Annotated in this window: 12 protein-coding genes and 1 tRNA gene; 9 read left to right on the plus strand and 4 right to left on the minus strand. The window is 42.9% G+C overall.

The window, feature by feature from the left end; translation table 11 throughout:
- Positions 1-52: 52 nt before the first annotated feature.
- Positions 53-1,225, minus strand: a complete 1,173-nt coding sequence (locus WKI49_05305) for a type III PLP-dependent enzyme (protein MEJ7621907.1) — start codon at positions 1,223-1,225, stop codon at positions 53-55.
- 23 nt (positions 1,226-1,248) lie between these two features.
- Here WKI49_05305 and WKI49_05310 point away from each other — a divergent pair.
- The 3 genes from WKI49_05310 (at position 1,249) to WKI49_05320 (ending at position 2,525) form a co-directional block, all read left to right on the plus strand.
- A tRNA-Arg gene (locus tag WKI49_05310) sits at positions 1,249-1,322 on the plus strand.
- 65 nt (positions 1,323-1,387) lie between these two features.
- A complete protein-coding gene (locus WKI49_05315; GenBank protein MEJ7621908.1) occupies positions 1,388-1,822 on the plus strand; it encodes a copper chaperone PCu(A)C in 435 nt (144 codons plus the stop codon).
- Between the two features lie 67 nt (positions 1,823-1,889).
- Complete coding sequence (locus tag WKI49_05320) at positions 1,890-2,525, plus strand: superoxide dismutase (protein ID MEJ7621909.1); 636 nt, start codon at positions 1,890-1,892, stop codon at positions 2,523-2,525.
- Here the strand turns inward: WKI49_05320 and WKI49_05325 are convergent.
- A complete protein-coding gene (locus tag WKI49_05325; protein ID MEJ7621910.1) occupies positions 2,506-3,060 on the minus strand; it encodes a hypothetical protein in 555 nt (184 codons plus the stop codon). The genes WKI49_05320 and WKI49_05325 overlap by 20 nt on opposite strands.
- A 90-nt stretch (positions 3,061-3,150) precedes the next feature.
- On the opposite strand from WKI49_05325, the gene WKI49_05330 reads away from it, so the two are divergent.
- Complete coding sequence (locus WKI49_05330) at positions 3,151-3,354, plus strand: hypothetical protein (GenBank protein MEJ7621911.1); 204 nt, start codon at positions 3,151-3,153, stop codon at positions 3,352-3,354.
- Positions 3,347-4,738, plus strand: coding sequence for a dihydrolipoyl dehydrogenase (gene lpdA, locus WKI49_05335; protein MEJ7621912.1), 1,392 nt, complete (start codon positions 3,347-3,349; stop codon positions 4,736-4,738). Before WKI49_05330 ends, lpdA begins: the two co-directional genes overlap by 8 nt.
- On the opposite strand, the gene rimM is transcribed toward lpdA, so the two are convergent.
- Entirely contained in the window at positions 4,735-5,262 is a 528-nt protein-coding gene (gene rimM / locus WKI49_05340; GenBank protein ID MEJ7621913.1) for a ribosome maturation factor RimM, read from the minus strand. The two genes, lpdA and rimM, sit on opposite strands and share 4 nt — an antisense overlap.
- A 38-nt stretch (positions 5,263-5,300) precedes the next feature.
- Here rimM and WKI49_05345 point away from each other — a divergent pair, with 38 nt between their 5' ends.
- A complete protein-coding gene (locus WKI49_05345; protein MEJ7621914.1) occupies positions 5,301-5,564 on the plus strand; it encodes a NifU family protein in 264 nt (87 codons plus the stop codon).
- Here the strand turns inward: WKI49_05345 and WKI49_05350 are convergent.
- On the minus strand, positions 5,561-7,468 hold the full coding sequence (locus WKI49_05350) for an ATP-dependent DNA helicase (GenBank protein ID MEJ7621915.1): 1,908 nt from the start codon (positions 7,466-7,468) through the stop codon (positions 5,561-5,563). The genes WKI49_05345 and WKI49_05350 overlap by 4 nt on opposite strands.
- Positions 7,469-7,484: 16 nt before the next feature.
- Here WKI49_05350 and WKI49_05355 point away from each other — a divergent pair, with 16 nt between their 5' ends.
- The 3 genes from WKI49_05355 (at position 7,485) to sreA (ending at position 12,617) form a co-directional block, all read left to right on the plus strand.
- Positions 7,485-8,453 carry an SDR family NAD(P)-dependent oxidoreductase gene (locus tag WKI49_05355; protein MEJ7621916.1) on the plus strand — a complete coding sequence of 323 codons (969 nt, stop codon included), beginning with the start codon at positions 7,485-7,487 and terminating at the stop codon, positions 8,451-8,453.
- 28 nt (positions 8,454-8,481) lie between these two features.
- Positions 8,482-9,684: a hypothetical protein gene (locus tag WKI49_05360; GenBank protein ID MEJ7621917.1), complete on the plus strand. Its 1,203-nt coding sequence runs from the start codon at positions 8,482-8,484 to the stop codon at positions 9,682-9,684.
- Between the two features lie 89 nt (positions 9,685-9,773).
- Positions 9,774-12,617, plus strand: coding sequence for a sulfur reductase subunit SreA (sreA, locus tag WKI49_05365; GenBank protein ID MEJ7621918.1), 2,844 nt, complete (start codon positions 9,774-9,776; stop codon positions 12,615-12,617).
- The last annotated feature ends 31 nt before the right edge of the window (positions 12,618-12,648 follow it).

Consider the following 12,648-nt stretch of genomic DNA (forward strand, 5'->3'; position numbering starts at 1 on the left):
AGGGCGTGGGTGCAAGTAGAAAGCGGTATGGAAGGAACAGTATGCTTAAGCTTCAAAGACACAGAACCTCAGGCTCAGGAAAACCATTAAAGTCTGCAGCATATACGGTGGTGTAAGCTCCTGCGGAGAGGATATAAAGGTAATCACCCACTTCGGGCTCAGGCAAGGGCACCATGCGCGCAACCACATCCATGCTATCACAAGAAACACCGCCTATCGTCCATTCCTTTAGTTCTCCACCCCTCTCAAGGTAGAAGGGATACCTTATACCCCCAAGGGCTTCCGCAAGACCGTTAAAGACTCCCGTGTCTATGTAAAGCCAGTTTTCCTCACCTCTTTTTGCCTTTCCTATAACCCTGCAGACCATTATGCCTTGGTCTCCCACTATACCTCTTCCCGGCTCAATTTGAAGCTCATGGGGAAGTGAAGGCATAAACTTCTGAAGTAGTCCCCTCACATAGTAAGCTATATCCTCTATCCTAAGGGCTTCGTAAGTATACCTCACTGGCAGACCACCACCTATGTTGAGCATCTGAAGTCTCAAACCTCTAAGTTTTGCCTTCTGCCAAAGCTCACTGGCTTTCTTTATACCTATAAGCCAGTTTCTGAAATTGTTGCACTGAGACCCCACATGGAAGGTGATACCGTAAGGAACAAGACCCTTACTTTGGGCGTATTCCAATATATCAAGGGCTGTGTCCACATCAACTCCAAACTTCTTTGAGAGGGGCCAGTCGCTTCCTTCGTTGGGAACTACAAGCCTTACATAAACCCTTGACCTTGGAGCTGTCTTTGTCAATTTCTCTACTTCTGTGAAAGAGTCCACCACGAACCTGTTTATTCCCTTCTCGTAGGCGTAGGCTATAAAGTCCATAGGTTTTACAGGATTGCTGGAGATTATCCTTTCTGGCTTTACTCCAAGCTCTAAGACTTTCTTTAGCTCCTCTGAAGAAGCCACCTCAAAACCAGAGCCAAGCTCCGCAAGGGTTTTAAGAATGTCCACATGGTCGTTAGCTTTCACCGCATAGTAAACCTTAAACTGAGAAAAGTGATACTTTACCTCAATGTATCTGCTTTTTATACCCTGAAGGTCCATAAGTAGCAGAGGGGTTTTCTGTGGCTTTAGGTAAGGAAGCAGATGCTCTCTTTGGGAGATGAACTCCGTAAAATACCTGCGGGTATTTTCGTATTGCAAAGACAAGGGGTCTATAGTTTCTTTCAACATTATGGCATATAATATATACCAAACGGCCCGTAGCTCAACTGGATAGAGCGTGGGACTACGGATCCCAAGGTTGCGGGTTCGACTCCCGCCGGGCTGGCTTTCATTGATTTTTCATGAAAACCTCCTTAAAATTATCTTTAAATTCACTTAGGAGGTAAAGTCATGAGAAAAGTTCTTCTTGGAAGCCTTTTCCTTGCAGGACTTAGCCTTGCTCAACCAAAGATTGAAGTAAAGGATGCATGGGTTAGGGAAGTCCCTCCCACCTCTAAGATGTCCGCTGCCTATATGGTTATAGAAAACAAGGGGAAGGAAGCAGACAGGCTCGTAGATGCGTCCAACAACGTTTCTGAGATAACCGAACTCCACGAAACCGTGGAAGGTAGAATGAGGAGAGTTAAAGCCATAGAGATTCCTGCAGGTGGAAAGGTGGAGTTAAAGCCCGGCGGTCTTCATATTATGCTTATAAACCTCAAAAAGCCTCTCAAAGAAGGCGATACGGTTGAGCTCACTCTCAAGTTTGAAAAGTCCGGAGAGGTTAAGGTCCAAGCACCTGTAAGAAAAGGCATGGGTGGGCATATGCATAAGCACAGACATTGAGCTTTCTCATAGAAAAGGAGTTTCTGAGAGCATTATAATAGGTTAAAACTCACTAAGGAGGTAAGCTATGCCAGTGCATAAGTTAGAGCCAAAGAACCATCTTAAGCCTGCAAACCTCAATGGCATTTCCAACGAGCAGATTGAGCCACACTTTGAAGCTCACTACAAGGGCTATGTGACTAAATACAACGAGATTCAAGAAAAGCTCGCAGACCTTAACTTCTCTGACAGAAGCAAAGCAAACCAAAACTACTCTGAGTATAGGGAGCTAAAGGTGGAGGAGACTTTCAATTACATGGGTGTTGTTCTTCACGAGCTTTATTTTGGTCATCTTGGTGCAAAGGGAGAGCCTTCAGAGGCTTTCAAAAAGAAAGTAGAAGAAGACTTTGGCTCTTGGGATGCCTGTATTCAGGAGATAAAGGCAGCAGGTATGGCTTTTAGAGGATGGGCTATTCTTGGACTTGATATATTCTCTGGCAGGCTTGTGGTAAACGGTCTTGACGCTCACAATGTTTACAACTACACAGGGCTTATTCCTCTCATAGTCCTTGACACTTACGAACACGCCTACTATGTGGACCAAAAGAACAAGAGAGCTCCCTACATTGACGCCTTCCTCCAGAACCTAAACTGGGAAGTTATAAACGAAAGGTTTGAAAAGGCTATGAAGGCTTATGAAACCCTCAAGGATTTTGTGAAATAACCTCACGGGGGCTTTGCCCCCATTCTATCCATCCTTCTTCCTTGTTTATACAAACCTTCTTTACGCCGTCGTAATTTATCTCCTTTGATATTCTATAAAGCTGTGGGTTTTTTATAAAGGCTTCCATATGCTCTCTTGTGTCAAAGTAGAGAAGGCTTTTGCTATCCATAAGCACGCAATAGTTTACCTTTGGGTCTATAAAGCTACCGCATACTGGACAACGAGTGAAGGGTTTAGGAGGTGGAGGAAACTTCTCTTTTAGTTTTTTTACCTTGTAGGCTTTCAAAAATATGGCAATGCTAAGGGCAATAATTATGGCGTCCGCAATAAGCACTTCTGGCAGTGAAAAGAGCCTTGTTAGCACGCCTGTCAATATGGCAAAAAAACCTACAAGGTTTATGGCAAAAACGAGAAAGGTGTATCCAATAGGGAACTCTTTTATAAGCATAAGTATGGCAAAGAAGAAGCCAAAAACCTGAACGAACCTCGCCACTATCACAAGCAGGTTAATAAAATCCCACTGCTCTTGGGTCATGCCTTTGAGACTTTATTTCTGAACCCTCCTACATACAATGACAAAGCTCATCCAGTCTTGAGGCTATGCCTGTTAAAATATCCAAAGCCCATGAAGGAAACGCGCATAGTAAAATACATAAAAAGCATAATAAGAAACCACAGATACACTACCACAGAGGATATAATGCTCCTGCTTGAGAGGTATTACGGGCTTCCCATAAAAGTCCCATCCGTATACTACAAATACAAGGCTATAATAAAGCAATGCAGGCAGGCGGTTTACAAAGAAAGGAGGAAGAAAAAAGATGTATGACCTTGTCATTATAGGTGCAGGTAGTGGTGGCTACGAGGGTGCACTATACGCACACAGAAGAGGTATGAAGGTTGCCCTTGTGGAGCTGAGTCCAGAAACGGTGGGAGGGAACTGTTTAAATAGAGGGTGTATACCCTCCAAGTATATGAGGCACGGTGCTTATATGTTGGATAAATTTCAAAAACTCCCAGAATATGGAATATTTCTCAAGGGCTATGACCTAAACATGCAAAGGCTCAAAGAGGGAAGGGAGAGGGTTGTGCTTACCATAAGGGAAAACTTTAAAAAGTTTGCGGAGCATCTAAAGATTCCCATGTTCTATGGCAAAGGTGTTCTCAAGGATGCTAACACTGTAGTGGTTGAGCCCGAAGGAATTGAGCTTAAAACAAGGTATATCCTTTTGGCTACTGGGTCATCCACTGCGTCTGTTGGCGACCTTGTGCCTGACGGAAGGTATATCTTTGACACAGACCAAATATGGTCTTTGGAGGATTTTCCAAAGAGAATTCTTATATTAGGCGGTGGTGCGGTTGGCGTGGAGTTCGCCTACATATTTAGGATGTATGGCTCTGAGGTGGTCTTGGTGGAGCTAAAAGACAGACTTTTACCTTCTGCGGACATACCAGAAGAGTCCTCTCGCTATCTTGCCAGAAAGCTAAAGAAGATAGGCGTAGACATAAGGCTAAAAACCACGCTCAAAGGCTGGGAGGTAGCAGGCTCGCAGGTGAAGGCTTTTCTTTCCGATGACTCTGAAGTTCAAGCAGACCTTATCCTGCTTGGCGTAGGAAGAAAGCCCAACACAGAAGGCATAGGTCTTGAACAGTTAGGTATTGAAAGGGATTCAAGAGGCTTTGTAAGGGTAAACCAGTTTTGTCAAACAAACATTCCCAACATATACGCCTGTGGAGACATAACCTCTCCTTTGATGCTTGCCCACAAATCCATGTATGAGGCAAAGGTTGCCATAAGCCATATGCTCGGAGATAAAGACATGGTTAGGAATGAAAGACTTGTTCCTAAGATAATTTACTCCGCCTATGAAATCGCCAGTGTGGGTCTTACAGAAGACCAAGCGGAGGAAGAAGGTTATGAGGTAAAGGTAGGCGTGGTATCCTTTGTTCCTAATCCAAAGGCTATGGATGACGGAGAAAATGAAGGTTTTGTAAGGCTTGTGGTAAGTGAGGATGGAAATATATTGGGTTGTCATATACTTGGTCCACATGCGGGAGAGCTTCTCCACCAAGTATTGCACCTTATGAAGGCAGACCTTGGAGTGGACTTTCTTTCAAAAGCCATGTATTCTCATCCCTCTCTCTCAGAGTCCATAGTTCAAGCAGGCATGGAAGTGCACTTTGGACCCATAACCTGGGCAAAGAGGCATTAGAGTTCTGCCAAGATATCGCTTACTATTAACTTTCCTTCCTCTAACTTTACCTCCTTAACCAGTGCAGACACGAAGGGTATGTAGAGTTTTCCTTCGTCTATCTCCAAAAGGTCATAGGGCTTTTGCTCCACAACTCCTGAAACTTTTCCCATATACCTTCCACCTTCTGTAAAGACCTCTAAACCCTCAAGCTCAAAGTAATAGTATTCTCCCTTTCTTCTCTTGGGAAGCTCCCCCTTAGGTAGAAAAATCTTTGCTCCACTAAAGGACTCTACTTCCTCAAGCTTTTTAAAACCCTCAAACTTTAAGATTAAATAGTCCTTTCCATGTGGTTTTGAGTATTCCACAACAAAAGGCACGTAATCCCCACCTTTACGTTTTAGAAAGACCCTTTTTATCTTTGACCAATGCTTCTTGTCTAAATATGCCTGCACTTTTAGTTCACCTCTGAGCCCGTATGTGTCAAGCACCCTACCTATTACCACATATTGATTTTCCTCATTGATGGTTTCTTCCTTTCGCATACTTTATAGTCTACATAACTTTTCAAAGGAGGTAAAAGATGGCAATGCCTACCCGTGAAGAGATAGAAGCGGTTCTTGACGAAATAAGACCAGCCCTCAGGTTTGATGGCGGAGATGTGGAGTTAGTAGACATAAAAGAGGATGGCACTGTACTTGTAAGAATGATAGGAGCATGCTCAGGCTGTGGCATGTCTGTGCTTACCCTAAAAGCGGGTATAGAAAGGGCTCTCAAAAACAAGTTCCCTGAAATAAAAGAGGTCAAGGACGTAAACATGGATATTCCTATGACCTTTGGATTTTAGGCTGGTTTTATGTTCATAACCCTTATACCAAGCTCTTGTAGAGCGTCCAAAAATTCTCTAAACTTGTATATTCTCTTATCGCACAAAACTATAGTTCCACTATCCTCCTTACTTCTCATTAGCCTACCTATGCCCTGTCTAAACTTTATGAGAGCCTTTCTTTTTTGATACTCAAAAGGGTCAAGTCCCACAGACTTTAGAAACCTTATTCTATGAAAGGTTATAGGTTCCTCTGGACTTTCAAAGGGTAGCTTTGCCATAAGTATGCCCTTTTCACCCTTCACATCAACACCAAACCAAAGGCTATCGAGCCCCACAAGAGCCTTTATCCTTCCAGACCTTAGCTTTTCAAGAAGCCCAGACAAAGGCTCATCTCCCTGAAAGGCTATATCTTTTTCCTTTTCAAAAAGTTTTATGTGCTCTTTGTTAGTTAAAAGCACCAGAAGTTTATCGTATAGGCTTCTAAGATACTTATAGGCATCCTTTAAGCACTGCTCCCACTCTTCCCTTCTTCTTGGGTCTACCAAGTATACGAGAAAATTAACCTTCTCGTAAGGAAAGGAATGCTCAAGGTCGTAATATTCACCCTTTATTCCCAAGGTTTGATTTAGGTCCTCTGGGTCAACGGTTGCTGAGGTAACTATGATAGCCTTGTAGCCCGTCCAATCCACATGACCTGCAGGAAAAACAGGAAAAGCGGAAAGCCAATAGTTAAAGGTCTGAAGTCTTCTGCTAAAGCGTCTACCTACAAGATATCCTATTCCCGGTGGGTCTTCCTTCATGATTTTGTAGAAATCTCTAATCTTGTTTAACCTCCTTGTTAAAAGCTCGTAGTTTCTTATTTTCTTTATCCATTTTTCCTCTTCCTCACTGGGTGCCTCATAGTTTGCCTTTAATTCCAAATACCTTTCCCAATCAAGAATACCGCTTTTAAGCATATACTCCTTTAAAGTCATGCTTACAAACATTTTCTCTGTGACAAAGTTTGTCAGCTGTGATATGAGGTTTTCTCTTATGGTTTTGTGAAAATAGAGAAGTGGTCTAAGGATATGGGTTTCAAAATCTTCCGCATAGGGTTTTAGACTTTCAAGGGCAAGCTCTTCCTTCTGCTCTTTGAAAAGTCCTTCAAAGTGTTTTATGAAAAAGTCCTCTAATTCAAGCCTTGCGTCTTTGAGAAAGTCAAGGACCTTTCCCATTATGTCAACTCTTAAAGTGTAGAGAGATATCCCCCATGTAAGACTGCTGGTTATATACTTGTCAAGCTCATGGGCTTCGTCAAGGACGAGCACTCTTTCCTCTGGGTTTTCAAAATCCTTTAGGGTCAAAAGGGCGTGGTTTACCACAATTATGTCCGCTTGTCTTTCAAGCCTTTTTAGCCTTCCCCAATAGAAACAATCATGCCTATACTTGCAGGTTTGTCTGTAATGAGAGGTGCAGTAGTCATCATCCACACAAAGCATTTCTCTAAGCTCTGGCTCAAGTCTTACAAACTCAAAATCACCATCCCAACCACTCTCCAACAGAGATTCAATCTCCGCAGGTCTTCTCTCCACTGGCAGGTCGTAGAACCTGTCCAAGCACAGGTAGTTGCTTTTGCCTTTCAAGATAAGGTAGCTAATGTCCTTTCCGTAGATATAGGAGTAATAAGACCTAAGATTTTCAATATCCCTTCTTAGTTGCTCCTGAAGTAGCTTTGTCCCAGTGGAGATTATTGCCTTCTGCTCCCTTTCCATAAGAGGTATAAGGTAGCCGTAGGTCTTTCCAGTCCCTGTAGGTGCCTGTATTATCTTTACACAGTTATTCCCCTCTTCTATAGCGGACAGGACTATATTGAAAAACTTCTCTTGAGCCCTTCTTCTCTCAAGACCTTTCTTAAGAAGAAATTCATACACTTCAAGAGCCATGTTAAAATTCTAAGCTATGAAGAACTTTTTAATAACGGGATGTGCAGGCTTTATAGGTTGGAAAACTGCGGAAAAGCTATTGCAAAAAGGCTACAGCGTGGTAGGTCTGGACAACATGAACGACTACTATGACACAAGGCTAAAGGAGTATAGGCTATCACTTCTCAAGAGGTATGAGAATTTTACCTTCTACCTCGTAGATATAGAAAACAAGGAGTCTCTAAAAGAGGTTTTCAAAAAACACTCCTTTGACTGCGTAATAAACGAGGCGGCGAGGGCTGGAGTGCGTTATTCCATAGAAAACCCTTATGTTTACTTTACCACGAACACCATAGGCACTTTGAACCTGCTTGAGCTATGCAAAGACTTTGGTATTAAGAAGTTCGTATTGGCTTCCACATCTTCTCTCTATGCAGGACAAAAGATGCCCTTTAGAGAAGACCTGCCTGTTAATACACCCATATCTCCCTACGCTGCTTCAAAGAAGTCCGCAGAAGTGCTCTGCTACACTTACCACTACCTTTATGGTATAGATGTGTCAATTGTTCGCTACTTTACCGTTTACGGTCCTGCAGGCAGACCAGATATGAGTATATTTAGGTTCATAAAATGGGTGCTTGAGGGCAAGCCTCTTGAAGTTTTTGGTGATGGTTCTCAAAGCAGGGACTTTACCTACATAGACGATATAGCGGAAGGGACTATTTTGGCTACAAAGCCTCTCGGGTATGAGGTTATAAACCTTGGAAACAACAAGCCACATACACTTTCGGAAGTTATATCTCTAATTGAAAAATACACAGGGAAAAAGGCTGTGCTTGAGCTCAAAGACTTTCACAAGGCAGACATGAAAGCCACATGGGCGGACATACAAAAGGCTCAAAGCCTTCTTGGCTGGAAGCCACAGGTAGACCTTGAGGAGGGAATAAGAAGAACCGTGGAGTGGACTTTGGAAAACTGGGCGTGGGTAAGGGAAGTTAAAGTTTAAAATATAAGACATAGAAGGGGAGTAGAGTATGAAAGTAATACTCAGAAAGCTTTCAGAGGATGTCCCAGATAGCTTTATATGCGAAACGCTTTTAAAAGCTTTGAACATTTCTGTGAGCAACTGCGAGGAAAAGCTAAGGTTGCAGGGTCATATAGAGTTTCAGGTAAGCCCAGACAGGCTATCTCAGATAGAAAGTATACTTAAAAGATACAGCTTCTTATCTTACGAAGTTGTCCGCGAAGACAAGGAACTCATTCCTGTGAAAGTTGCTTTTGGCAAAGGCACTACGCCTTCTTTAGCTTGCAGCATACTTTCTGGGATATTAGGATATAGAGTGGAAGGCTGTGATCAGGAATTTAAAGAGAAAGGAGAAATATATCTTGAACTTGAACCAGAAAAGGCTCGTAAGCTCATAGACGCTTCAAAAAATTACCCCTTTTTAAAGGTTACCCCCTTTAAGGAACTTTACTCTACGAAGGTAGGTTTTAGTGTAGAAAAGGAGGGTGGTATTTCAGAAAGTTTGTCCCTTATTAGACAAAACCCTGGCTTTTTCTTTGCCTTTTCTCTTGTTTATGTTGTTATTCTATTGCTTTCCTTTCTACCCCTAATTGGCTTAGTATTTAGTTTCATAAACAGTCTTTTTCTCTATGCTGTTCTACTATACATTACCGCACATAGTCTATCAAAACAAAAAGAAGGACTTTCCCTCTCCAAGGTTCAAAACTATTTTATGCCTTCTCTCGGAATAAATATAGGTGCTTGGGTTTTCCTAATATTAGTTGGACTTTTATCTATATTGCTACTAATACCTTTTGGGATTTTGGGTGCATTAAGCGATGCAATCCAAGAAAATTATTTTAACGAGGGTGTTGTAGCATCTTCGATTGTATGGCTTCTTCTTTTAGTTCTATTTATAGGATATTATATATACGCTATTCCACTGATTTATTCAAAAGCCTTTAGAGATGGTTTAACCTTTGAGGCGGGGTTCAAGGCTGTTTTTTATCCCTTTATACCTGCTGGATTAAAAGAAGCTTTTAGCAATACGTATTTCAAGCATTCCTTTCTCTGGATGGCTTTTATAACCGTGGTAGCTATTTTAACAGTAGTGTCCGCTATCACTGTAATACTCATACCTGTTGCCCTTTTTCTCATATGTTGGATTATTACTTACACTGCCATTGTCATAAGAGACTATACAGTCCTTCATCACTATAAGCCAGCTTTATAGAGTTGATAAGTAAAACTTATAGTGTTATAAAAACTCTGAAAGGTCTACAGGTTGCAACATGTATATCTTTTTACTAAAGGAGGTCTATCATGGAGATAGGCGGTAGCTTTTACGATAGAAAAGCCTATAGCACTTGCTATATGTGTGCCTGCAGGTGTGGCATAGAGGTCTATGTGAGAAATAACAAGGTGACATACATAAAGGGCAATGACGCTCATCCAACCAATAAGGGTGTTCTCTGTGCCAAGGGTTCATCTGGGATAATGAAAGAATACAGCCCTGCAAGGCTCAGGAAACCTCTGCTGAGAGTGGGTCCAAGAGGCTCTGGGCAGTTCAAGGAAATAGAGTGGGAAGAAGCACTTGAGATAGCTACCCAGTGGCTGGAAGAGGCAAGAAAGAAGGGACCCTATAAGATTGCCTTCTTTACAGGAAGAGACCAGATGCAACAGATAAACAGCTGGTTTGCCAGCCAGCTTGGGACGGTCAACTGGGCGGCGCACGGAGGTTTTTGTTCTGTAAATATCGCTGCCTCTGGTCTGTATTCCATTGGTGGCTCTTTCTGGGAGTTTGGAGAGGCGGACTTTGAAAATACAAAATACTTTATGCTCATAGGCGTGGCGGAAGACCACTCTTCTAATCCCTTCAAGCTGGGTATTCAAGAAATGAAACGCAAAGGTGGAAAGTTTGTGGTGGTAAACCCAGTGAGATGGGGCTATGGTGCAATAGCGGACGAGTGGGTGCCTATAAAGCCTGGTACGGACGGTGCTTTCTTTATGGGTATAATGCATGTGCTTTTTAAATACAACCTTGTCAACTGGGAGTTTCTAAAAGAATACACCAATGCACCATGGCTTGTCATTCAAGCACCGGGCACCTCAAAGGACGGTCTCTTCTACAGAAACGCAGAAGGCAAGCCTATGGTCTATGATAAAAAGTCTCAGTCCTTTAAGCCTGCGGACAGGATAGTGCCAGATAACCTTGACCCTGCCTTTATAGGAGAGTTCACCACACCAGAAGGCTATAAGGTGAGACCTGCCTTTGATATATTCGCAGAGAGGCTCGTAAAGGACTATAGCCCAGAAAAGGTGGAAAAGATAACGGGCATACCTGCAAAGGATATAGAAAGAATAGCCAAGGAAATGGGAACTATAGCCTTGTATCATCCAATAGAACTACCCATAGAGTGGACGGATGTATGGGGAAGAAAGCACAAGAAGGTTATAGGTAGACCTGTTTCCTTCCATATGATGAGGGGTGTGGCATCTCATAGCAACGGTTTCCAAAGTGCAAGGGCTGTGTTCTTGCTTATGATGATGCTGGGCGTGGTGGATGTGCCTGGAGGTTTTCTTAATAAGCCACCCTATCCCAAACACATAGAAGACCTTCCAAAGCCTTACAAGATTACCAGACCTGATGAGATAAAGTATGGAGAGGTGTATCCCGGACCACATCTTGGTTATCCTCAAAACCCAGATGACCTTCTTGTGGACGAAAAGGGCAACCCTGTAAGGATAGACCATGCCTACAGTTGGTGGTTTCCTCTAACCGCTCACGGTCTTATACACAATGTCATACCTGCAGCATACGAGGGCAATCCTTACCACATTGAGGTGCTTATGATTTACATGGCAAACATGGCATGGAACTCCTCTCAGAATATACCCTACATAATCCAAGCCTTAACTGCTACGGACCCTGCGGGTAATTACATAATCCCTAAGGTTATAACCATAGATGCCTTCTATAGCGAGCAGGTTGCATACTCGGACTTAGTTCTTCCAGATGCCACTTACCTTGAGCAATGGTTTGCTCTGTCTTTGCTTGATAGACCACCCTCTGCGGTAGATGGTCCTGTAGATGCTCTAAGACACCCCATAGTAGACCCTCTGGCAAACGGCTATGATGTGAGAGGTTGGGGTGATGTGATGGTGGAGCTTGGCTCAAGGTTAAAGCTCCCTGGCTTTGTAAATCCAGATGGCTCAAGGAAATATAAGGACTTTAAAGACTTTCTTATAAACTGGCAGATAAGACCTGGTGTGGGTGCTCTTGCAGGATGGAGAGGCAAAAACGGAGACAAGCACTTTGTGGGAGAACCAAACCCTAACCAGCTTGAAATGTATATAAAGAACAAGGGCTTTTTCTACTACAAACTGCCAGAGAATATGAGGTTCTACAGGCATGTAAACAAGGACTACCAAGAGTGGGCGGTAAGCGTAGGCTTTATAAAGAAGGTAGCTCCGATAATCTTTAACTTCTACCTTGAAACGCTACAAACCTTTAGGCTTGCAGGTCAAGGATTGTGGGAAGGCAAAAACCAGCCACCCAACGACCCCATACTCAGAGAAAGACTTGTTAAATACTTTGACCCTTTACCCTTCTGGTATCCACCCTTTGAGGAAGAGGTCTCAGGCAAAGACTATCCTCTTTATGCCTTTACACAGAGACCCCAGTGGATGTATCACTCTTGGGACTCTCAAAATGCATGGCTAAGACAAATATCCACAAGGAACTACCTGTATATGAACCCCAAGACCGCAGAGAAACTTGGTATAAAGCACCTTGACTGGGTATGGGTTGAGTCCAGGATAGGAAAGGTAAAGTGCCAAGTATTTCTAACAGAAACTACAGAACCTAACTCTGTGTGGACTTGGAATGCCATAGGCAAAATGAAAGGAACATGGGGTCTAAAGCCAGAAGCGGAGGAAGGGCATCAAGGCTTTCTCCTAAACCACGTTATACCCCATAGCATACGTATAGGAGGAAGGGAAGTCTACTATGGAGACCCAATAACAGGACACCTTGCTTGGTTTGACACAAAGGTAAAGGTCTATAAAGCGGAAGACCAAACTCCAGAAACCTATCCACAGTTTGAAGTAGAGCCACTTGACTATATTAAGGAAAGGTGGACTCCTGTGCTGAGGTATAAACCATGAAGACCCTTGAGAAGAAGACTGTAGCAGATTA

Source organism: Aquificaceae bacterium (assembly GCA_037722135.1).
Classification (GTDB): domain Bacteria; phylum Aquificota; class Aquificia; order Aquificales; family Aquificaceae; genus Pampinifervens; species Pampinifervens sericum.